At 70.8% G+C, this 22,538-nt stretch carries 17 protein-coding genes, 1 tRNA gene and 1 pseudogene; 10 read left to right on the forward strand and 9 right to left on the reverse strand.

The genetic code is table 11. The annotated features are described in order from the left end of the window. Positions 1-9: 9 nt before the first annotated feature. Complete coding sequence (locus J7E94_RS15030; protein WP_251056700.1) at positions 10-1,239, forward strand: aspartate kinase; 1,230 nt, start codon at positions 10-12, stop codon at positions 1,237-1,239. A 101-nt stretch (positions 1,240-1,340) separates the two neighbouring features. Here the strand turns inward: J7E94_RS15030 and J7E94_RS15035 are convergent, their stop codons facing one another. From J7E94_RS15035 to J7E94_RS15055, 5 genes are all read right to left on the reverse strand, one after another. Beyond that, a complete protein-coding gene (locus J7E94_RS15035; RefSeq protein WP_215015760.1) occupies positions 1,341-2,555 on the reverse strand; it encodes an FAD-dependent monooxygenase in 1,215 nt (404 codons plus the stop codon). A gap of 24 nt (positions 2,556-2,579) precedes the next feature. Next, positions 2,580-3,893 carry an AMP-binding protein gene (locus J7E94_RS15040; protein WP_308345068.1) on the reverse strand — a complete coding sequence of 438 codons (1,314 nt, stop codon included), beginning with the start codon at positions 3,891-3,893 and terminating at the stop codon, positions 2,580-2,582. Further along, the gene (locus tag J7E94_RS15045; protein WP_215015763.1) at positions 3,890-4,666 is read right to left on the reverse strand and encodes an amidohydrolase family protein; all 777 of its coding nucleotides are present in this window, start codon (positions 4,664-4,666) and stop codon (positions 3,890-3,892) included. The genes J7E94_RS15040 and J7E94_RS15045 overlap by 4 nt, the downstream gene beginning before the upstream one ends. A gap of 8 nt (positions 4,667-4,674) precedes the next feature. Then, positions 4,675-5,781 carry a 3-amino-4-hydroxybenzoic acid synthase gene (gene griH / locus J7E94_RS15050; RefSeq protein WP_215015764.1) on the reverse strand — a complete coding sequence of 369 codons (1,107 nt, stop codon included), beginning with the start codon at positions 5,779-5,781 and terminating at the stop codon, positions 4,675-4,677. A 64-nt stretch (positions 5,782-5,845) separates the two neighbouring features. Continuing rightward, positions 5,846-6,694: a 2-amino-3,7-dideoxy-D-threo-hept-6-ulosonate synthase gene (locus J7E94_RS15055; RefSeq protein WP_215015765.1), complete on the reverse strand. Its 849-nt coding sequence runs from the start codon at positions 6,692-6,694 to the stop codon at positions 5,846-5,848. Between the two features lie 446 nt (positions 6,695-7,140). On the opposite strand from J7E94_RS15055, the gene J7E94_RS15060 reads away from it, so the two are divergent. Beyond that, complete coding sequence (locus J7E94_RS15060) at positions 7,141-9,963, forward strand: helix-turn-helix transcriptional regulator (RefSeq protein WP_251056684.1); 2,823 nt, start codon at positions 7,141-7,143, stop codon at positions 9,961-9,963. 40 nt (positions 9,964-10,003) lie between these two features. Here the strand turns inward: J7E94_RS15060 and J7E94_RS15065 are convergent, their stop codons facing one another. After that, entirely contained in the window at positions 10,004-10,480 is a 477-nt protein-coding gene (locus tag J7E94_RS15065; protein ID WP_215015767.1) for an AtaL-like protein, read from the reverse strand. A 285-nt stretch (positions 10,481-10,765) separates the two neighbouring features. Here J7E94_RS15065 and J7E94_RS15070 point away from each other — a divergent pair, with 285 nt between their 5' ends. Next, entirely contained in the window at positions 10,766-12,373 is a 1,608-nt protein-coding gene (locus tag J7E94_RS15070) for an FAD-binding oxidoreductase (protein WP_251056685.1), read from the forward strand. Positions 12,374-12,437: 64 nt separating this feature from the next. After that, complete coding sequence (locus J7E94_RS15075; protein ID WP_215015771.1) at positions 12,438-13,172, forward strand: SDR family oxidoreductase; 735 nt, start codon at positions 12,438-12,440, stop codon at positions 13,170-13,172. Positions 13,173-13,252: 80 nt separating this feature from the next. Here the strand turns inward: J7E94_RS15075 and J7E94_RS15080 are convergent, their stop codons facing one another. Then, a complete protein-coding gene (locus tag J7E94_RS15080) occupies positions 13,253-13,735 on the reverse strand; it encodes an SRPBCC family protein (protein ID WP_215015773.1) in 483 nt (160 codons plus the stop codon). Between the two features lie 309 nt (positions 13,736-14,044). On the opposite strand from J7E94_RS15080, the gene J7E94_RS15085 reads away from it, so the two are divergent. The 6 genes and pseudogenes from J7E94_RS15085 to J7E94_RS15110 all read left to right on the forward strand — a co-directional run bounded on the left by J7E94_RS15085 (position 14,045) and on the right by J7E94_RS15110 (position 20,971). Next, positions 14,045-15,529: an MFS transporter gene (locus tag J7E94_RS15085; RefSeq protein WP_215015775.1), complete on the forward strand. Its 1,485-nt coding sequence runs from the start codon at positions 14,045-14,047 to the stop codon at positions 15,527-15,529. A gap of 89 nt (positions 15,530-15,618) precedes the next feature. Continuing rightward, on the forward strand, positions 15,619-17,229 hold the full coding sequence (locus J7E94_RS15090) for an FAD-dependent monooxygenase (RefSeq protein WP_215015776.1): 1,611 nt from the start codon (positions 15,619-15,621) through the stop codon (positions 17,227-17,229). A 97-nt stretch (positions 17,230-17,326) separates the two neighbouring features. Beyond that, positions 17,327-18,544 carry a 3-deoxy-7-phosphoheptulonate synthase gene (locus J7E94_RS15095; protein WP_215015801.1) on the forward strand — a complete coding sequence of 406 codons (1,218 nt, stop codon included), beginning with the start codon at positions 17,327-17,329 and terminating at the stop codon, positions 18,542-18,544. 53 nt (positions 18,545-18,597) lie between these two features. After that, positions 18,598-19,368: a 2,3-dihydro-2,3-dihydroxybenzoate dehydrogenase gene (locus J7E94_RS15100; RefSeq protein WP_215015777.1), complete on the forward strand. Its 771-nt coding sequence runs from the start codon at positions 18,598-18,600 to the stop codon at positions 19,366-19,368. Between the two features lie 223 nt (positions 19,369-19,591). Next, positions 19,592-20,539, forward strand: a pseudogene (locus tag J7E94_RS15105) (phenazine-specific anthranilate synthase component I); the annotation flags it as partial. Positions 20,540-20,898: 359 nt separating this feature from the next. Next, positions 20,899-20,971: transfer RNA gene (locus tag J7E94_RS15110), tRNA-Arg, on the forward strand. 67 nt (positions 20,972-21,038) lie between these two features. Here J7E94_RS15110 and J7E94_RS15115 read toward each other — a convergent pair. After that, positions 21,039-21,695, reverse strand: a complete 657-nt coding sequence (locus J7E94_RS15115) for a sortase domain-bontaining protein (RefSeq protein ID WP_215015780.1) — start codon at positions 21,693-21,695, stop codon at positions 21,039-21,041. 91 nt (positions 21,696-21,786) lie between these two features. Continuing rightward, positions 21,787-22,538, reverse strand: a 752-nt coding sequence (locus J7E94_RS15120; protein WP_215015781.1) for a hypothetical protein, incomplete at its 5' end; no start/stop codon positions are given.

Raw genomic sequence — 22,538 nt, forward strand, 5'->3', positions numbered from 1 at the left:
TTGGACATCTTGGTACAGAAGTACGGGGGGAGTTCGCTCTCCCAGACGGAAAGACTCCGCAGGGTGTCCGAGCGGGTGGCGGCGACCCACCGCGCGGGGAGGCGCACCGTGGTCGTGGTGTCGGCCCGCGGGGACACCACGGACGAGCTGCTGGAGCTGGTCGAGGAAGTCGGCGGGCGGCACGCGGCACGGCGCGCGCCCCGGGAGATCGACCAGCTGCTGGCGACGGGCGAGTACGCCTCCGCCGCATTGCTCGCTCTGGCGCTGGAGCGGCTGGGCGTGCCGGCCGTCTCGCTCACCGGGGCGCAGGCCGGCATCCGGGTGGTCGGCCGGCACGGGGAGGGTGTGATCGACTCGATCGACACGGGGCGCGTGAGGCGTTGTCTCGACGAGGAGTTGGTGGTCGTCGTCGGCGGCTTCCAAGGGCTCAACGATGCCGGTGACGTGGTCACCCTGGGCCGTGGTGGATCCGACACCACGGCCGTCGCGCTCGCGGCGGCCCTCGATGCGGGGAGCTGCGAGATCTATACGGACGTGGACGGCGTGTACACCGCCGACCCGCGGCTGGTCGAATCGGCCCGGAAGCTCCCGCGCGTGGCCGCGGACGTCATGGTCGAGATGGCCTTCTCGGGAGCGAAGGTCCTGCACTCCAGGTCAGCGGAGTTGGCCGCGGCCAAGGGAGTCGAACTGCACGTCAGAAGTTCCTTGGTCGACAGGGAGGGAACCGTGGTGAGTGGGGGCGACACGAGCCTGCTGGAGACCGGAAGCGCGATCACCGCCATCACATCGGACACGGATGTCGCGCGGATCCTCGTGCACTGCAAGGGCCGGAGCGACCCGGCGTCCGAGATCCTGGCCCTTCTCGCCGGAAACGCGGTGCCGGCTGATCTCGTCGCCCGCTCCGGTCTGCAGGAGGACGAGTTCCGGATGGGCTTCACCGTGCGCCACAGTGACGTCGCCCGGATCGAGGAGCCGCTCGAGTCGGCTGTGGCTCCCTTCGACGGCGGCATCTCGGTGGACACGGAGGTCGCGAAGGTGTCGCTGATCGGCATGGGGCTGCTGAACCGCCCGGAGTACCTGGCCCGCCTGACGACGGTTCTCTCCGGGGCGGGGATCGGCACCAGCTGGATATCCAGCTCCCAGCTGCGCGTCTCGGTGATCGTGCCCAGGCACGAACACGTGCGGGCCCTGCGGCTGCTGCACGCGGAGTTCGGTCTCGGTGCGGACGTCCTCGTGTGACGCCCGCGTCACACGGGGACGCACCGGGCGGTGTTCCGCCGGACGACGCGACGACGCCGCGGCCCACAGGCCGCGGCGTCGTCGCGTCGTCCGTCCGGCCGCTACTCCCCCAGGAGTGCGGCCTCGGCGTCGAAGCCGTACAGCCAGTCCTGCTTGCGCAGGTTCTGGGTGCCGGCCAGGGCCAGGTCGCGTTCGCGCTGCCCTTCCCCGTCGGAGAGGTGAAAGGTCCGGGAGTTCGCCCGGGACAGCCGCTGGAGCTCGTCGGTGCGAGGTCGGCGCACCTGCTCGTAACGGGCGAGCGCCGCGGGGATGTCGTCCGGTCGGATGCCCCGCAGGCAGGCGGTGAGCACGACGGCGTCCTCGATCGCCTGGTTGGCTCCCTGCGCCTGGAAGGGAAGCATGGGATGCGCCGCGTCCCCGACGACCGCGATCCGGCGAGTGGACCAGCGTGTGAGCGGGTCACGGTCGTGCAGGGCCCAGCGGCCCACGGAGCCGAGGGCCTTGAGGACGCTGAGCACCTCCTCGTTCCACCCTTGGTAGGTCTCCACGAGGTCCTCGACGCGGCCTTCGGCCGTCCACGACTCGACCGACCAGTCACCGGCCGGAGCCGTGGCCCCGACACTGATCCACCTTCCGGCGCTCACCGGGTAGCACACACAGTGCTGTTCCGGCCCGAACCACAGCCGGACCTTCGGATCCTCCAGGAGGAACGGCAGCTGTTCGCCCGGCACCAGTCCCCGGTAGATGGACTGCCCGGAGAACCTGGGTTCGTCCATGGCGAGGGCGTCGCGCACGACCGAGTGGATGCCGTCGGCGCCGATCACCACGTCGGCCTCGTACGTGGAGCCGTCCTCGAAACGGAGCCGCGCCCCCTCCGGCAGCTCCTCCACGCCCACACAACGGCGCCCGATGTGGAGGATGTTGTCATCGATACTCGACAGCAGCGCCTGGTGCAGATCGGCGCGGTGCACCGTGTAGTACGGCGCCCCGTAGAGCTCTTCGCAGGCGTCGCCGAGCTCGGTGCGGCCGAGCAGCCGGCTGTCGTCCCAGCTGCGCATCTCCACGGCGGAGGGGCGCACCGCCACCGGACTCAGCGACCGGGCGAGACCCAGACGGTGCAGGAGGCGGGTGGCGTTGGGTGCGAGCTGCACACCGGCCCCCACCTCACGCAGGTTCTTCGTCTGTTCGAAGACCTCGCAACGGATGCCGGCACGGCTGAGGGACAGTGCCACGGTGAGGCCGGCGATGCCGGCGCCCACGACCGCAATGCGGGCACCGCCGCGCTTCCCCACGGAAGGCGTGTGATTCTGGATCATGATTACAACTCTCGACGGGCGGTCTCAGTAGTAGAGGATGGCCTTGTTCCAGTCCTCGTCCGGGCCGAACAGACTTCTGGGTTTGACGACGTCTGGCATGCCGGTCAGCACATCCTGCGGGACCAGGCTGCCCGGAGCGACCCCCTCGACCCGGCACTCGACGCCCAGCTCCCGCCGCACCGTGTCTGCCAGTTCGGCGCACGCCGCCGTCCGGTGCTCGGCCGCCACCTCGATCTCGACCCGCAGGTGGTCGGAGGCGGTCTGCGCACGCCAGAACAGCACTCCGTACTCGAAGGGGAGGTTGTAGACGAGGTCCTCCAGCCGGTGCTGGGTGATCAGGGTGTCACCGATCCGGTGCCCGTAGACGGCCCGTCCGAGGACGGTGACGGTGGGCAGCACCCAGCCGCACGGACAGGGGTCGTACGACACCTCGACCGAGTCCTCCAGGTTGTAGCGCAGCAGCGGCATGGCCGCCCGGTGGAGTGGTGTGACGACCAGCTGCCCCACGCCCTCCCGGCCGATCTCCCCGGTGTCCGGGTCGCGGACCTCGAACAGGACACGGTCGGCCCACAGGTGCAGGCGGCCGTGCGTGCACTCGCCGGCCAGACTTCCGGTCTCGGTGGAGCCGTACTCCTCTACCACCGGAACGCCCCACAGCCTGCTGATACGGGCCCGCCGGGCCGGGCTCAGCGGCTCGCCGCCCACAAACAGCGCGCGCAGTGCGGGGAAGTCCCGGTCGGGCCGGAGCCCCGCGGCCTTGGCCGCGGCTGCCCACAGCAGGCATTCCGTGGGCATCGACCAGGTCAGCGACACGTCGAGGTCGTGCAGGGCCCTGACCACCCGTGAATACGGCATGGCGAGGGAGCGGTTGTCGCCGGGAACGACAGTCGCGCCGTTCAGCCGCCCCGCCGCATGCGCCAGATGCCCGGTGAGCAGCATGGCGTAGGGGGTGCGGACCAGCAGCGTGTCCGACGCGTCCATGCCGACCCACTTGCGGGCGAAGCGTTCGGCGAGATCGACCCAGTCGTCCTCGGTGTAGAAGGAGGGTGTGGGCTGACCGGTGGAGCCGCTGGACTCGTGATACGTCGCCAGTTCGCTCTTGGCCACCGCCAGCATGCCGAACGGGTAGTTGTCGCGGAGATCGGACTTGGTGGTGGTGGGCAGCCGGCCGAAGTCAGCCGCGTCGCCGGACATCGCGTCCGTACCCAGCCGGCCCTGGTAGAAGGGCGACTTGGCGGCACGCTCGAGGACCCCGGGCAGCAGCGCCTGCTGCAGCGCCGCCAGTTCTCCGTACGTGGACCAGTCGCCGATTCCGGGCAGCTTGACGGTCGTCGTCACCGCGTTTCCTCCAGTCCGAGAAGACGGCAAGCGTTGCGCCACGCGATCTTCTGCCATTCGTCGTCGTCGAGCCCCAGCCGGCGGAGCTTGGTCAGCTCCACCTCGGGGTGCTGCAGCGGAGCCTCGGAGCCGAAGAGCACCCGGTCCGCGCCGAGTTGGTCGACGGCGGCGCGGGCCACGCAGGTGTAGCCGCCCGACGTCTCCAGCAGCACGTTCCGCAGCGGGGCGATCAGCTCGACCGCGTACAAGTCGATGTTCCCGATGCCCGCGTGCCCAAGGACGAAGGTGACCTCGGGATAGCGGGTGGCGAGCGACACGAGGTCGGCGACCCGGCTGCCGGAGCGTTCCAGGCAGACGGTGTAGACGCTGTGCCCGACCTCCCGGGCGACCTCGACGAGGCCGGCGGTGCGCGGGTCGTCCAGCGCGATGCCGTGCACCGCCGGGGAGATCTCCATGCCGCGGAAGTCCGCCGCCGCGCGGCGGTAGTGCTCCGGATCCCGGTGCGGGTTGGCGAAGAAGAAGGGGATCAACCGGCCGTCCGACGCGGCGCAGGCCCGCAGGACCGCCTCGTTGTCCGCGTCGGATTCGATGCTCCCGCCCTCCACCAGGAAGCGGGAGAGCTGCGCGAGCGGCATGGTGCCGCCCGCGCAGACCACCGCACGGCCGATACCGCACTCGTCCATGGTGGCGATCAGGCGCCCTGGTGCCTGGGGCACCGGGGCGAGCCGCACATGGAAGTCCAGCACCGGCCGCGCGGCCTCCGCCACCGACATGTGCGGACTCACTTCTCGAGGCAGAATTCGTCGATCGGGTAACCGACGTGACGGTCCTCGGTCGGCAGGTAGCCGAGCACCTTGTCACCGGGCTTGAGCTCGGTGCTGTTGAGCACGACGCCACCGGGGCCGAGCACCCGCACGTGCCAGTCGTCCTGGAGGATGAGGTTGACCCGCTGACCGTTCGGCGCGACCGCGTCGATGGAGATGAGCGGACGGGACTCGATCTTCACCCGGCCGACGGTCACCATCCGGGTGCTGCCCTTGATGTCGACGGCCATCACCTTGCTGCCCGACTTGAGCTCGCTGAGGTAGCTGGTGCGCTCGTCCTTGGAGAGCGTGTACGAGTGGATGGCGCCGGCGTTCACCCGGAACGGGCGGGTCGGCATGTAGGGCAGCGGGTGCGTCTCGCTGACACACAGGATCATGCCCTTGGAGTGCGAGCCGACCATGATGCCTTCGTCCTCGCGGAGGTACGTGCAGGTGTCCACGCAGGCCCGCTCGCCCATGCCGATGTGGGAGGTCTCCACGATCTCCAGCTCGGTCAGGTTGAGGTCCGGCACGTCGGACTGGGCCGCGGCCTTCAGCTTGGCCGCGTCGCCGACCGCCTTGGGCGCCATCATCACGCCGTCCGAGCCGTGTTCCAGGACACCGAAGATGATCTCGGCCTCCTCGACGTCGTGGGCGACGGTGACCATGCTGCCGGTGGAGCCGGCCGCCGCGGCGATGACGATCTCCAGCGGGATCTTGGTGGGGTCACGGAAGAGCAGCAGGCTCCACCGCTCGGTGCGCGCCGACTCGCAGGCGTCCTCCAGGGTCGGCGCGTCGATGATCTCCACGAAACGGCCGAACTCCACCCCGGGGTGCTTGATGGCCAGTTCGGCCGGGGTCACACCGTGCCGGGCAGGTTCGACGACGACCACCGTCGCGTCCCCGAAGTCCTCCGGCAGGTCCTTGCCCTGCGGGAAGAGGATCTTGGTGATCGTGGGCGGCAGGCCCGCCAGATCGGCCGTGTCGTCCGCGACAATGCCTTCGAGGCGGTAGTGCAGCGCCTCCTGAAGGATCGCCTCCTTGGCCTCGCCGAGACCTCGGATGTCCAGCCAGCTGATCTTCATTTCGGTACTCCTGTATGGATGTGAGTGGTATGGGGGCGAAAGGTCGGCCGCCGGCCGGTGCGGCTCAGCCGACAAGGGTGGGGATCTGCTCCACGCGCTGCGTCTGTGTGGCGTGAGGGTCATCGATGCCATGGCCGAGGAACTGGCGCAGACGCTGCGCGATCTGCCGCGTCATCGCGCCCGGGTCGGCGGACTCGAAGATGTTGCGACCCATCGCGAAACCGCTGACGCCGCCGCGCAGCGCCTCGTCCACGTACGCCAGCACGTCGGGCACCGCGGTCTTGCGCGGACCTCCGGCCACGATGACCGGGATCGCCGCGTTCTTGACGACGTCCGCCATCTCGTCGGGTGAACCCACGTACGGCGTCTTGACGATGTCGGCGCCGAGTTCGGTGGCCACGGTGATGGCGTGGGCGACGAGGGCGGGGTCCCGCGGATTGGTGACCTTCGGGCCCCGCGGATAGATCATGGCCAGCAGAGGAACGTTCCAGCGGTCGCAGAGGTCCGACACGCGGCCGAGGTCCGTGATCTGCTGCCGCTCCTCGGCCGAGCCGAGGTTGACGTGCACGCTGACCGCGTCGGCGCCGTGCCGCAGTGCCTCGTCGACTCCGCTCACCAGGTACTTGGCGTCCGGGTCCTGGGCGTGCATGGTGCTCGCGCTCAGGTGGACGATCAGCGAGGTTCGGAAGAACCGGTCCGGGCTGACGTGGCGCAGCCCGCCCTTGTGGAGGACCACCGCGTCGGCGCCGTTGTCGACGATCTGCCCGACCAGGGCGTCCAGTCCACCGTCCCGCATGGTGATCGGCCCGTCGCTGATGGGGTGGTCCAGCGGTACGACAAGCAGCGGGTCGCCGCCGTCGCTGTACAGGCGCCTCAACCGGATCCTCCGGCCGAATGAAAGATTGGTGAACATCACTCATCCCCTCCTCGCGGGTGTGGGGCGGGAGCCCAGCGGTCCTCAGTCCCGGCTCGCTCGGCTTGCCCTGGCCCGTCGACGGCAAGTTTTCGTCGACCGACCGTGGCGCGCCATCGCCCGTTTACGTGATCCCGCCGGTGAGGGCCACGGGAGATTCGGGTGACGGACCCCGGCGGGGCACGGCGCCCTCGCGTTCGGAGGGCGGGGGGTACCGCCGATTCAGGCGCACACGGGGGAATTCCGTCGGCATCCATGCATTGCGCACATAAGACTCCGCATAGGGAACACTTTCGGCCACTCCCGAGATCCGCCCCCGTGAGATGCCAATAGACAATCAGCCAGCAGCGGCTAACGTGAGATCGAAAGAATGTGCTGGTGAGAGGGCCAGAATGGAGAATCAGGTGCTTTTCACCAGCAAGCACCACGGGGGAACGATGCAAAGCATGGTTGTGGAGAGCACCGGTCCGATTGTCGGTCGGGAAACAGAATTGGCCGGTCTGCGCGAAGCCCTGAGAACGGCGGCGTCTGGAACCGGCCAGTGTCTCGTCGTGGAGGGGCTGCCCGGAATCGGCAAGAGTCGACTGCTGCAGGAGGCTGCCCGGGAAGCGGGGCGGCTGGGGATGACGGCTGCGCTCGGCCGGGCCACCGAGCTGGACCGGGTGGCTCCGCTCGCGGTCTTACTGTCCGCGCTGCGGGACAGCCTGCCCGCCGTCGTGGACTCGGCGGACATGGCGGCGCTCGGCGGCCTGGGGGGCCAGGAGGCCAACCGCTTCTGGCTGGTCAGCCGGCTCGGCGACCTCATCGAGGAGTACGCCCGTACCCGCCCGCTGCTCATCGCCTTGGACGACGCCCAGGCGATGGACGAGCTCACGGCGTTCACCCTGCAGATCCTGGTGCCCAGGCTGCGCGGCTGCTCGGTGATGTGGCTGCTGGCACGGCGCTCGCCGTCAGCCCAGTCACCGAGGTACGACGTGGTCGGCCGGCTCCTCGAGGACGGGGCGCGGCACGTCGCGCTCGAACCGCTCGGCAGCGACGCCATCGCCCAGTTCTGTTCGCACGCGCTCGGCGCGGCCCCGAGTCCCGTGCTGGCGGGGCTCGCTGCGGACAGCGGCGGCAACCCCTTCCTGCTCGGACAGCTGCTCAACGCCCTGGAGGACAGCGGCCGGCTGCACCGCGCCGACGGCAGGGTGGAGGTCGTCGGGAGCGACACGCTGCCCGGCGACTTCCTGTCAGCGGTCGACTACCAGCTGCGCCACCTGTCCGTGCCGACCCGCCGGCTCCTGGAGGCCGGCTCGGTCTTCGGCCGGCCGTTCCTGCTGAGCGAGGCGGCCGGCCTGCTCGGCGAGCGCGGTGTCGCCCTCTTGGCCCAGGTCGAGGAGGCGGTGGGGGCACACGTCCTGGTGGACGACGGCACAGCGCTCGCCTTCCGCCACGACCTCATCAGGGAGGCGGTGTACGACGGGCTGACCGGATCGGTACGGCGGGCCCTCCACGAAGAGGCCGCCACGGTCCTGGAGGCCTCGGGCAGGCCGCGCGCCGAGACCGCGCTGCACCTCATCCGGGGGGCCTGCAGGAACAGCCCGCACACCATCACCGTGCTCTGCGAGGCGGCGGACGAGGTGGCCTCCACCTCCCCCAGCACGGCCGCCGACATGATGCTGGAGGCGCTCGACATCCTGCCTTCCGACGATCCCAAGGCGCCTTCCCTCATCGCCAGGGTGGTGAGCCTGCTGGCTGCGTCCGGTCGCATCCCCGAGGCCCGCGAGCTGGCAGGGGTGGCGCTGCACCGCAACATCAGCCGCGTCCAGGAGGCGGCCGTCTACGTCGGGCTGGCCGATGCGCTCAAGCACGCCGGCCAGGACGCGATGGCGGTCGAGTACACCCGTCGGGCCTTGGCCCACCCCGGGATTCCGGACGCGGTACGGGGACGGCTCCTCGCCGTCCAGGCGCACGCCCTGCTCACCGGCGACGACCTGACCGGCGCGGAGGCCGCGGCGACCGAGGCGATGGTGCTCGGGGAGCCGGAGACGGCGGTGTACGCGGGCGCGGCCCGCAGCTCCGCCGCACGCATCCGGGGCCGGATCGAGGAGGCCGTGTCACTCGCCTCGGACGCCGTGCAACTGGCCGACGACGCGGGCCGGGACGCGCGTCACCGGCACCCCCGGCTGTGGCTGGGCCGCGCTCTGGTCGCCGCCGACCGCTTCGGCGAGGCCGATGCCGTCTTCGAGCTCGGGGAGGGCGACGCGCGCACACTGGGCTCCGCCTGGTCACTGCCCCTGTGGCACTACGGCCGGGCCGAGCTGCGGATGATGGCCGGCCAGCTGGAGGACGCCCAGGCGGAGGCACTGGCAGGCAAGGCGGTGGCCGAGCAGCTCAGTGCCCACGCCATCGTTCCGTCGCTGCTCGGCATACTCGGCCAGGTGGCCATCCACCGGGACGAACTCGTGCGGGCCCGCGGGCTGTTCAGGGACGCGCGCCGGATGGTCGACTCCGGGTGCGGGGTCGTGGCGGAGGACCTCGCCTGGCTGCAGGCCCAGCTGGCGTACGCCGCGGGGGACCCCAAGGCGGCGGTGACCGCCTTGTCGGGGGTCTACGAGCAGCTCGAGGACCGCCCCCTGCTGCTGACCCAGGTCGCGTGGGCGTCACCGGGGCTGGTGCGGTTCGCGCTCGACGCGGGGGCGCGCCTCGAAGCGGAGGCGGCCGCGGCCGCGGCCCGGCGGCTGGCCGACAGCACCCCGAAGAACGTCTCGCTCACGGCCGCCATGCACCATGCCGAGGGCCTCCTGAACGACGACGTGGCGTCCCTGCACGCCGCGGTGGAGACGTACCGGACGAGCCCGCGCCACCTCGCGCGGGGCATCGCCCTGGAGGACGCCGCGCACGCCGAGGCCCGGGCAGGGCGCCGCACCCACGCCGTCGCCCTGTTCGAGGAGGCCCTCGGCCGGTTCACGCACTGCGGGGCCACCCGGTCCGTGGCGCGGGTCCAGCGGGCACTGCGCGCGCTGGGCATACGCCGTAAGAAGTGGCAGTCGGTGCAGAGGGCGCAGACGGGCTGGGACAGCCTGACCGACGCCGAGCTGCGCGTGGTGCGCCTGGTCGCCGAAGGGCTGACCAACCGGGCCGCCGCGGAGCGGCTGTTCCTGTCCCCGCACACCGTCGACACGCATCTGCGCCATGCCTTCGCCAAGCTGGGCGTCTCCAGCCGGGTCGAGCTCGCGCGGCAGGCGATGGTCCACGAGGCGGACGAGGAGCCGGCCGGCGCCTGATCCCCCTCCTGGTCCCCCGGGGCCGTGGCCGCCCGAGCGGTCACCCCCGGGGGCGCAGGTCCTCCCGCATGCGGACCATTCTGTCGACGATCGGCTGCACGATCCCGCCGAAGTACTGGGCGGTCGACTCCACGAAGGAGCTGTCCCGCTCGCCCTTCGCCTTCCCTTCCGCCGAGAGCACCACCCTGATCGTGAGCGTGGTGGCTCCCTGCTCGTCGTGCCCGATCTCGTTGTGGATCTCGGCCAGGTAGGGGTCGTCCAGCTGGTGGAAGACCATGAGCCGGCGGTCGTGGAAGACGACCCGCTCCCGGGCCTTGGCCTGGCCCGCCACGGTGATCTCCCGCAGCAGCCCGTCATCGTGGCGCTCCAGCACCCGGCAGTCGGTGATGCCGGCGATGAACGGAACCGGGTTCTCCGCCTTGCGCAGCAGCCCCTGCCAGACCTCCTCGGGGTCCAGCAGCTGCTTTCCCCCTGCGTCCTCTCCTACGACCGGCAGCGTCCAGCTCAGCACGGACATGGGTCTTCGCCTCCTGTGGCCCGGCACCGCGGCGGACGTCGTCGCCCGCGCGTCGCGGCGCTCTCGCAGTAAGGACAGCTTCCCCCCGTACGCCTCACGGGACATCCCCGGTTCGCGTGAGCTTCTCCCCGGCGCCGGAGCACGGCCACGCCGGCCGGACCGGCCGAGGATCACGTAAAGACGCGATGCGCGACGAGGCGTGGTTGACAAGGCTGGGGACCCCGCAGCGCGGGTTTCGAGTCCCTCCGTGGACGGGCGTATCGGTACTTGATGGGGGAGCAGTACATGAGCGGCATTTCACGTCGAAGATTCCTGGTCACCACGGCGGCGGCAACCGCCGTGACCGGTGCCGGCACGGCTGTCGCGGCGGCAGCGGAAGACGGCCTGAGCGCGGCGGCCAGCGGTCCCTTCGACGTCACTGTGGCGGATCAGCAGTACGCGGATCTCGTCCGCGGGTTCAACCAGCGCTGGGTGGGCACCCCCGACTACGTCCGGATGGTCACCTCACCGAGTCAGGCGGTCACCGCCGTGCAGGAGGCGGTCAACGCGGGCAAGCGGATCGCCGTACGCAGCGGCGGCCACTGCTACGAGCCCTGGGTCAGCGACGGCATCAAGGCCGTCATCGACATGTCCCAGATGAACCGGGTGTACTTCGACTCCTACCGGCAGGCGTTCGCGGTGGAGGCCGGCGCCACGATCGCGGAGATCTACAAGACCCTCTATAAGAGCTGGGGGGTCACCCTGCCCGGCGGTACGTGCCCGACGGTCGGCGCGGGCGGACACGTGGCGGGCGGTGGATACGGCGCGCTCTCCAGGCGGCACGGCCTCATCGTCGACCACCTGTACGGCGTCGAGGTGGTCGTGGTGGACGGCTCCGGCAAGGCCCGGCTGGTCACGGCCACCCGCGATGCGTCGGACCCCAACCGGGACCTGTGGTGGGCGCACACCGGCGGTGGCGGCGGCAACTTCGGCGTGGTGACCCGCTACCTGTTCCGCTCGCCCGATGCCGGCGGCACCACGCCGCAGAGCCTGCTTCCCAGGCCCCCCGCCTCGCTGCTGGTCAACTCCGTCTCCTGGTCGTGGGCCGACCTCACGGAGCAGTCGTTCGGCCGGATCCTGAAGAACTACGGGACCTGGTGCGAGAACAACGCCTCCGCGTCCTCGCCGTACGCGGGCCTGTTCAGCCAACTGAAGCCCGCGCCCAAGGCGGCGGGTTCGTTCTCCCTGACGACGGAGATCGACGCGACCCTGCCCGGCGCGGACAAACTGCTCGACGACTTCCTGACGGCCGTCAACCAGGGGACGGGCGTCTCCTTCCGCGTCGACGAGCGCAGGACCGTGCCGTGGCTGCACGGGGTCGAGTGGCCCGGCTTCACCGGCGGCGGCGACCCCACCAACCGCTTCAAAGGCAAGTCCGCGTACATGCGCAAGAGCTTCACGGACGCCCACGTCGCGGCGTTCTACAAGCACCTGACGCGCCCGGACTACCCCTACCCCGGCGCCCTGGTGTTGATCAGCTCGTACGGCGGCAAGGTCAACACGGTCTCCCCGACGGCGACCGCCGTGTCCCAGCGCAGCTCCGTCATGAAGCTGATGTACGTGAACTTCTGGCGGGACCAGTCGCAGGACGCCTGGCACGAGGCCTGGCTCCGCGAGTTCTACCGGGACGTGTACGCCGGCACCGGCGGCGTCCCCGTGACCGGTGACATCACCGACGGCTGCTTTGTCAACTACGCCGACGGAGACCTCTCCAACCCGGCGTGGAACACGTCGGGCGTGCCCTGGCACGACCTGTACTACGGCGTCAACTTCCCGCGGCTGCAGCAGGTCAAGGCCAAGTGGGACCCCAAGAACATCTTCCGTCACGCCCAGTCCATACCGCTGCCCTCCTGAACAGGGCGGCACGGCGGAAGACCTGTGAACACATGTCAACGCAGTACTGACTAGGAGTCAACATATGAGTCTCAACGGCAAGGTCGCCATCGTCACCGGCGCCTCCCGCGGTATCGGCCGTGCGACGGCCGAGCGCCTCGGCCGCGAGGGCGCCGCCGTCGTGGTCAACTACCACATCAACCAGGAGGCGGCGCAGGAGACGGCGAAGGCCGTCGTCGCGGCCGGCGGCAAGGCCGTCACCGTCCAGGGCGACGTGTCGGTCGCCGCCGACGTCGCCGCCCTGTACGAGGCTGCGATCAAGGAGTTCGGCGGCGTGGACATCGTCGTCAACAACGCCGCGACCGTGGCCGCCGCGCCGGTGGAGTACATCAGCGAGGAGGACTTCGACCGCCTCGTCGCGACCAACCTCAAGAGCGTCTTCCTCTCCCACCAGCAGGCCAGCAAGCACCTGCGGGACGGCGGCCGCGTGATCAACCTCGCCGCCGGACTGCCGTCGGCGGCCATCGCCTTCCTCGGCGCCTACGGCGCGACCAAGGTGGGGGTCGAGGTCCTCACCCGGTCCCTCGCCCACGCGCTGGGCGAGCGCGGCATCACCGTCAACGCCGTGGCCCCCGGCCCGACCGACACGGACATGCTCGCCCCCGAGGCGCGAGCCAACCTCGACAGCCTCATCGCCCAGACCCCGCTGCGCAAGCTCGGGCAGCCGGGTGACATCGCGGACGTCGTCGCCTTCCTGGCCGGCGAGGACGGCCGCTGGCTGACCGGCCAGACCATCCACGCCAACGGCGGCTTCGCGTAAGAATCCCGCACCAGCCGCGAAATGCCGCGGTCCGGGTCCCGTCACGGGTCCCGGACCGCGGCATTGCCGTACGTACACGGTCAGACCGTGGCCACCGCCCGGCCGGCGGTGAGCCGGACGGTGTTCACCGTCGCGGCGGCCGTGTCGTAGAAGAGCAGGTCGTTCTCCGCGATGAAACCGGCCTCCTGCCGGCTTCGCTCCAGGCCCGCGGCCGACAGGGTGGCGGTGAACGTGAAGGTGAGCCGGCCCTCCTCGTCCTCGCCGATCTCATTGGTGATCCGGGTCAGCAGCGGGTTGTCCATCTGGGTGAAGACGATGCGCCGCTTCGGCTCCAGGGTGATCCGCTCCCGCAGCAGCACCGAGTTGTCGCCCCGCAGCGCGATGCGCCGCACGAAGCCGCCGTCGAACTCCTCCAGAACCTCGGCGAAGCTGATCGACGGCACGTAGGAGACCGGGTTGGCCGCCTTGTGTACCAGGCTCTCCCAGAGCTCGTCGCGCTGGACCTCCGGGTACTCGGGAAGGCTGGGGTCGTTGACGAGCAAGGTGTAGGTGAAGACGACCATGGGTCGAACCTTTCGTGCGCTCCGGTAGCAAACGGCGTTGCCTTTCGCCGCAGCATCGCCTCCACCCGGGTCCGGGGACATCCCAGTTTCACGCGATCTGCCGAGACCGGTTGCCGGCCGCCCGCCCGCCACGCAGGCCACGCAGGATGGCGTGAAGACGTGATGCTGCGTACCGGGGACCGCTTGACGATGGACGAGCGTCACCGCGCCGCTGCTCTCGGCGCAGCGAGGCGAGCGAGACGCCGCAGCGAGACGGTGCGAGACGCAGCCGGAACCGACCCCGATGACACGACGAATGGGACACCTCTCATGACCAACGACACCACGCCGAGTCGGAGCGGGGCCGTGAGCCACGCCGACTCCCCGGCGTCAGAGAAGGCTGGAACGGCCGGTGGCCGCAGTCCTTGGGCGATGTTCTCGGTGCTGGCACTGATCGAGTTCATGTCGGTGATGGACGCCTCGGTGGTGAACATCGCGCTGCCCGCCATCCGGGACGACCTCGGGTTCTCGACCACCGGCCTCGCATGGGTCGTCGACGCCTATCTGCTCGGCTTCGCCGGGTTCCTGCTGCTCGCGGGCCGCGCCGCCGACGTCATCGGCCGGCGGCGGCTCTTCACCGTCGGGGTGGCCCTCTTCGCGCTCGCCTCTCTGGGCTGCGCACTCGCGGCCGGCGACTGGCAGCTGGTGGCCTGCAGGCTGCTGCAGGGCCTGGGCGCGGCTCTGGTCACCCCGGCGGCCCTGGCGCTGATCACCGACATCTTCCCGGAGGGGGCGGCGCGCAACAAGGCGCTCGGCCTGTTCATGGGGATGGCCGGTATCGCCGCGCCGGTCGGCCTGGTGCTCGGCGGACTGCTCACCACGGTCGGCTGGGAGTGGATCTTCGTGATCAACGTGCCGATCGGCATCGGCATCCTGCTGGCCGCGCTGCGGCTGCTGCCGGCCACCGGCCCGCAGGCGGACGCCAAGCTCGACGTGATCGGCGCGGTCACCGCCACCGCCGGACTGGTGGTGCTCATCCTGGCCGTGTCCCGCGGTGGCGCCCAGGGCTGGGGCTCGGCCGCGACTGTGGCCGAGTTCGCCGCCGCCGCGGTGCTGCTCGTGGCGTTCGTCGTCCGCCAGCGCACGGCGGCCGATCCGGTACTGCCGTCGGTGCTGCTGCGCATGCGGCCGCTGGTCATCGGCAACGTGGCCTTCACGCTGGTCGGTACGCTGCTGATCTCCACCTTCTTCATCATCACGATCTACCTCCAGCAGGTGCTCGGCTACGGCCCGGCGAAGGCCGGCCTGTCCTACGTGCCCATTCCGCTGGCCATGCTGGCCGGTACACAGGTGGCGCCCCGCGTGCTGCGGTTCGGCCCGCCGAACGTCCTCATGGGCGGTGTCCTCGTCCAGGCCGCGGCGCTCGCCGCATGGGCGCTGGTGATCGACGTCGATGGCGGTTACGTCACGGGCTTCCTGCTGCCGGCCGTGCTGTGGTCCTTCGGCCTCGGAGTGTCCATCGTCTCGTCCTTCGTCGTCTGCACGATGGGACTCACCGGGCCGATCGCCGGCGCCGGCTCGGGTCTCGCGACCACCACGTACCAGGCGGGCGGAGCGATCGGCCTCGCCTGTCTCGTCGCGGTCGCCGACTCCCGTACCCACTCCGTGGCCACCACCCGGGCACCGCTGGAGGCCCTCGTGTCCGGCTACCAGCTCGCCCTGTGGTGCTCGGTCGGCGTGGCTCTCCTGGCGGCGCTGCTCACCCGGTTCATCCGCTTCGGCGCCCAGCCGCAGGCGGAGGCCCAGCCCTCGTAGCGCTTCCGGTCGGGGCCGGACCCGACCCGGCGTCCGTGCCCCGGCCCTTCATCCCGTTGCCCTTCCCCGTGCGATCCGCAGGAGCATCCGTGCTTGACCATGTCTCGTCCCTCCCCGACAGCGTGCCCGTCCTGATCGTCGGTGCCGGACCGGTCGGTGCGACCCTCGCCCTCGAACTGGCCCACCACGGCGTGCGCAGCACCGTCGTCGAGCGCTCCACGACCGTCTCGGCGCATCCCAAGATGGACTTCATCAACGGCCGCAGCATGGAACTGCTGCGCCGCCTCGGCGTGACCGAGGAGATCCGCCGACGCGGTGTCGCGCCCGACGAGCCGTTCGACTTCCACTGGGTCGCCGACCCCGAGCAGCCGCCCGTCTCGATCTGGGAGTACCCCTCGGTGGCGGGGATCCGCCAGAAGTTCGCCGACGCCACCGACGGCTCGGCGCCGCTCGAGCCGTACCAGCGGCTCCAGGGTTCGCTGCTGGAGGACGTCCTGCGCCGGCAGGTGCGCGAACACCCGCTGGTCGACCTGCGGGAGGGATGGGACCTGCTGGACCTGACGGACGACGGGGACGGGGTGTCGGCGCGGCTGTCCGACGTGGTGCACGGCACCGAGCACACCCTGCGCGCCTCCTACCTCGTCGGCTGCGACGGCGGCGGCAGCACGGTTCGGCGGTGCGCGGGCATCACGACGCAGCAGAGCGGCCCCAGCACCCGCCACTGCGACGTCTACTTCCGCAGTCAGGACCCCGCCCTGTTCCGCAACGGGAAGTTCTTCCTCACCATCTCCGCCGGCGGGGCGACGCTGGTGAACCGCGACGGCGGGCGCACCTGGACCGGCACGTTCGTCCTCCCCGACGGGGAACCCGAGCCGGCCGACCCGCTCGCCGTCGTCAAGGAGCGACTGGGCTTCGACTTCGCCGCGGACGAGGTTCTCAACGTGGCCTACTGGTACGGGCGGCTGGCCGTCGCGGACTCGTACCGCGCGGGGCGGGTCTTCCTCGCCGGCGACTCGGCGCACCAGTTCTACCCGACCGGCGGGCACGGGGCGAACACCGGCCTCGGCGACGCCTGCGACCTCGGGTGGAAGCTCGCGGCCACGCTGCGCGGCTGGGCCGGCCCGCGCCTGCTCGACTCCTACGAGGCCGAGCGCCGGCCCGTCGCACTCTTCAACCGCGAGATGTGCGCCAATCTCCTCGCCGTGTGGATGCGCTTCCCGCAGCTGGCGGCCGCCGGCGCGTCCCGCCCCCAGCTCGCGGCGTACCTCGGCAAGGAGAGCTTCCAGATCGACAACCTGGGCATCCACTTCGGCTACCGCTACACCGGCTCTCCGGTCGTACGGCACGAGGACGCTTCGGAGCCGGACTGGCAGTGGCAGTCGATCGTCCCGACCACCGTCCCCGGTGGCCGGGCGCCGAACATGCGGCTGGAGGACGGCGCACCGCTGTTCGACCGGCTGGACGCCGGTTTCACCCTGGTCGACCTCTCCGGCGAGAACCGGGGCAAGGACCTCGTGGAGCAGGCGCGGCGCAGGGGCCTTCCGGTGGCGCTGCTCACCGTCGACAGCCCCGCCGTACACGCCGTCTGGGAGCGCGACCTGGTGCTCGTCCGGCCCGACCACCACGTGGCGTGGCGCGGCGACGTGGCACCGGCTCCCCGTGCGTGGGACGAGGTGTTGGAGCAGGTCACCGGCAGTTGACCGATGTACGCACGAGTACTCAAGCAACGGGGGATGTGGGATGTCAGGCATGGCCGACCGGTCCGGCACGCTGGTCGCCTCGACCGACTTCAGCAGCATGGCCGAGGGCGACCTCGCGTATCCGGATCCGTGGGAGGCGCGGCAGCAGCCCGCCTGGGCGGATCGGCAGCTGCTCGTACGGGTGAGGCGGCAACTCGCCGCCTCACCCCCGCTGGTCCGCGTCGAGGACACCGATACGTTACGTCGTCTGCTCGCACGCGTCGCGGCAGGCGAATTCCACGTGGTCCAGGCGGGCGACTGCGCGGAGGACCCGGCCGAGTGCACACCCGGCTACGTGACGCGCAAGGCGGGTTTGCTCAACGCGCTGGCGGGGGTGATCCAGACCGCCTCGTCCAAGCCCGTCCTGCGCGTGGGCCGGATCGCCGGCCAGTTCGCCAAGCCGCGTTCCCGCCCGACCGAACTGATGGGCGACCAGGAACTCCCGGTCTACCGCGGGCACATGGTGAACGGCCCGCAGCCCGACCCCCTGGCCCGCCTCCACGACCCCGCCCGGATGCTGGCGTGCTACGAGGCCGCGAGCAGCACGATGGCGCTCCTCGGGTGGACCCGCGGGGCAGCCCACGGACCGTCCGGCGCCCGGCCGCCGGCGGAGTCGCACGTGGAGCCGCACGTGGAGCCGCAGGTGTGGACGAGCCACGAGGCGCTCGTACTGGACTACGAGGTTCCGCTGCTGCGGCGCACGGAGGACGGGCGCCTGCTGCTCACCTCCACGCACTGGCCGTGGATCGGTGAGCGGACCCGGCAGCTGGACGGCGCCCACGTCTCGCTCCTGGCCGACGTGGTGAACCCGGTCGCGTGCAAGGTGGGGCCGACGATGACGCCCGACGAGCTGCTGGCCCTGTGCGAACGCCTCGACCCGGCACGCGAACCAGGACGCCTGACGCTCATCGCACGCATGGGCGCCGACGCGGTGACCGCGAAACTGCCGCCGCTGCTGGAGGCCGTCCGCACGGCCGGCCACCCGGTGGTCTGGCTGACCGACCCCATGCACGGCAACACCGTCAGCGGTCCGGACGGCCTGAAGACCAGGTACCTGGACACGGTCCTCCACGAAGTGAGGGCGTTCCAGGCGGCGGTCCGCTCGGCCGGCGGCGTCCCCGGCGGGCTGCACCTGGAGACCACCCCCGAGGAGGTCACCGAATGCGTGGCCGACCGCACACGACTCGATCAGGTCGGGGTCAAGTACACGAGCCTGTGCGACCCGCGGCTCAACCCCCGGCAGGCCGTCGCAGTGGCCTCCGAGTGGCGCGGATGAGAGCGCGCCCCGTCGAGTTCCACACCAGACCAAGCCAGCGGAGGTCCGTAGGGATGGAAAGCAAGACAGCGATCGTCACCGGCGCGGCGGGTGGGATCGGAGAAGCCGTGGTCCGCAACCTGGGCGGGCGGGGAATCCGGGTCGCCGCGGTCGACCGGGACGCCGACCGGCTCGAGGAGACGGTACGGCGACTGGTCACGGCGGGACTGGCCGTCGAGGCGTTCCCCGCCGACGTGACCTCCGCCGCGGCGGTCGAGGCGGTGGTGGAGGCGGTGGAACACCGGCTGGGACCGGTGGAGTACCTGGTCAACGCGGCGGGAGTGCTGCGGCTCGGCGAGGCGCGGAAGCTGACCGACGAGGACTGGGCCGACACGTTCGCCGTGAACACCACAGGCGTCTTCCACATGTCCCGTGCGGTGGTCAACCGCATGGTCGACCGTACGCGGGGGGCGATCGTCACCGTGGCCTCGAACGCGGCGGGAACGCCCCGCACGGACATGGCCGCCTACTCCGCCTCCAAGGCGGCGGCGACGATGTTCACCAAGTGCCTGGGCCTGGAGGTCGCCCGGTACGGCATCCGCTGCAACGTGGTGGCGCCGGGCTCCACCGACACCCCGATGCTCAGCTCGATGTGGCGGGACGAGACCGGCCTCCAGCAGACCCTCCAGGGCCGGCCCGAGGCGTATCGCGTGGGCATCCCCCTGGGCAGGGTCGCCAGCCCCGACACGGTGGCGGACGCGGTCGTCTTCCTCCTCTCCGACCAGGCGTCCCACATCACTCTGCACGCCCTCACCGTCGACGGTGGCGCGTCCCTCGGCGTCTGACCACACACGCACGCACAGCCTTGTCCGGCCGCCGTCACGGAAGCCCGGCGGACCGGAAGCTCTGATCACGCGGGAGATGCTCATGTCCGGCCTGCCCCCCATCCACTCGTATCCCATGCCCACCGAAAGAGACCTGCCCGGCAACACGGCACCCTGGGTGCCCGACCCCCGCCGCGCGGTCCTGCTCGTGCACGACATGCAGCGCTACTTCCTCAAGCCCCTGCCCGCGGGCGAACCACCCCACAACGAGCTGGTCGCCCATGCCGTGCGGCTCCGCGAGCGGTGTGCCGAATCCGACTCCTCGATCCTCATCCGCACCGCCGACATCGACGGCGGCGGCCGGTTGCGCATCGGCGTGGGCGCCACGCTCGTACGGCACTCGGACCCGGGGTCCGAGGTCAAGGAGACCCACGCCAAAGCCGCCGGGCTGCTCACCGCGCTGGAGAGCGACCGCCGGTCGGGCTTCGGCGACCACCCCGACGTGAGCGCGGCGCTGGCCCGGCGCAACGACACGATCGCGGGGTTCTGGCTGGCCGACGGCACCGACCGCAATCACCCGGACTCGGTCCTCGCCGGCCGCACGGCCCTCGTCATCGACGCCGAGGACACCTTCACGTACATGCTCGACCAGCAACTGCGGGCGCTGGGCCTCGAGGTGACCGTCCGCCGCTACGACGAGCCGTACCGACTCGACGCCCACGACCTCGTGGTCATGGGACCGGGCCCGGGAGATCCCCGTGACACCGGCCACCCGAAGATCGCCCACCTGAACGCCGCGACCGATCAACTGCTGGCCGGCGGACAGCCGTTCCTGGCCGTCTGCCTCAGCCATCAGGTCCTCTCCGCCCGCCTCGGCTTCCCCCTGAGACGGCGCGACGTGCCCAACCAGGGAGTGCAGAAGGAGATCGACCTCTTCGGGGACCGCGAAAGGGTCGGCTTCTACAACGCCTTCGCCGCCTGGAGCGACGAGGACAAGGCCGACTGCGAGGGCATCGGCCTCGTGGAGATCAGCCGCTCACTGGACACCGGCGAGGTCCACGCCCTCCGCGGGCCGCACTTCTCCTCCCTGCAGTTCCACGCCGAATCGCTGCTCACCCAGGACGGCTCGCGGATCCTGAGGGACGCGATGACCCGAATCCTGGCCGAGCCCGCGTACAGCCGACGGAAATGACCCGCCCGCCCGGGCCGGCTCCCGACGGTGATCGCCCTCGCCCGGAACCGAGCCGCAGCGCCCCGCCCGCGGACGGCTGCTTCGGCTGACCCCTGATCACCATGTCCACCCCCGCACAGCAGGCCCGGTGCGCGAAACCATCGAGCACCGGCCTGTGGGCGTCACGGGAAGGCAAGATCACCCACAGCCTCGCAGCCTGAGCCTGTGAGCACGTATCTCCGCCTACGGATCATGCACCACCCGCTACACTGACCGCGGTGGCCAGCCCTCACGAGCTGCCACCGCGACCTGTCGCCAAGCACGCCTGATCAGCCCGCCCACTGCGGCAGACTTTCAGACACGTTTTCCGACAGATCCCCGCCTTCGTAGCTCAGGGGATAGAGCACGGCTCTCCTAAAGCCGGTGTCGCAGGTTCGAATCCTGCCGAGGGCACGAACCGAGGACCCCCAGCCGGGATATGGCTGGGGGTCCTCGTCGTCGGGGCGGCACCGCGGGCGGCTCACGCCACCAGGTCGGCGTAGAGGATGACGTTGTTGGTGCGGTGGCCGTCCTTGATCTCGCCGCCGCAGGTCAGCAGGCGCAGCTCGGGGCGGGCGGTCGGCCCGTAGACCTTGTCGGTCGGGAAGTCCTTCTTGTTCACGTCCTCGATCTCGCGGATTTTGAACCTGGCGGTCTTCCCGTCCTCGCGCGGGACCTCGATGAGGTCGCCGAGCTTGATGTTCTTGACGCTCTTCATCAGCGCCGGCCCGTGCTTGGTGTCGAAGTGCGCGACGAGCACGGAGGGGCCCTTCTCCCCCGGGGTGACGCCCTCGGTCCACCAGCCGGGGTGGTCGGCGTCGATGTCCGCGTTGGGCACGCCCAGTTCGCCGGTGGCCGCGTCCACCTTGAGGCCGACCATCTTCTTCGCGTCCACGCCCGCCGCGTCGATCTTCATGCCGGTCGGTCTGGAACGGGGTAGCGCCGGGGCCGTGGTGTGGGCGGCCGGGGCGGCGGCGGTGCTGCCGACCTTGGGGTCGGGGGGCAGCTTGGCATCAGCATCGGAACCGGAGCCGCCGCAGGCCGCCCCGAGGGTGCCAGTGACGGTGGCGGCGAGGGCCGCGGTGATCACCACGCGGCGGCCACGGGTGCGGCGGTCGGCGGTGAGGGTGCTGGGCATGGCGCACTCCGGAAGTGAGGGGTGTGAAGGGTGTGAGCAGTGTGAAGGGTGAGAAAAGTGAGGCAGCGGGGCCGGGCGGGGAAGCGGGGGATCAGCCCTCCGTGCGGCCCCGGCGCAGCATGGCGAAGCCGAGGCCCGCGGCGCCGGCGGCGGCCAGGCCCGCGCCGCCCGCTATGAGCCCGGCGCTTTCGCCGGAGGCGGCGGGTTCGACGCCCTCCGCCCCGGCCTTCACTCCGCCCTTCGGGGTCAGCGGCTGGACGACCTTGGCCTCCGGCTTCTTGTCGGCCGGTTTGGTGCCGGCGCCCTCGGTCCAGCCCTTCAGGGTGCCGTCCGGGTTCAGGACGAAGTGCGCGCCGTTGTCCTGCGCGCTGTCCGCCGTCTTGCCGTCCGTCTTCATGGTGTGCCAGACGGCCTTGTCGTTGAGGAGGTCGGCCTCGTAGCCGGCCTTGGTCTTGTAGACGCGGGCGTCGAAGCCGGAGCCGCCGAGGTTCTTGTACTCCTTCACGAAGGTGCGGCCTTCCCGGCCCTCCCCCTCCTGCATGCCCTGGGCTGTCAGGTCGCCGTTGACGTCGAGGGTGAAGGCGACCCCGTCGATCTTCTGCGTGACCGTCTTGGACGTGCCCTGGCCGTCGTGGGCCTTCAGCGTGCCCTTGGCCTTGCCGTCCTTCGTCACGTCGGCCTCGTAGCCGAGCGTCGCCGCCCTCTTGCCGCCCTCGTACTGGACCAGCCCGTAGACCTTGCCGGCCCAGCCCTTCTCCAGGATCACGGTGCGCACGGCCTCGCGCCTGACCTCCTTGGCGGAGGCGGTCGGCGAGGCGGCGCCGGGGGTGGCGGGGGTGGCGG

The sequence above is a fragment of the Streptomyces sp. ISL-94 genome, assembly GCF_018614075.1.
In the GTDB taxonomy this organism is placed as follows: domain Bacteria; phylum Actinomycetota; class Actinomycetes; order Streptomycetales; family Streptomycetaceae; genus Streptomyces.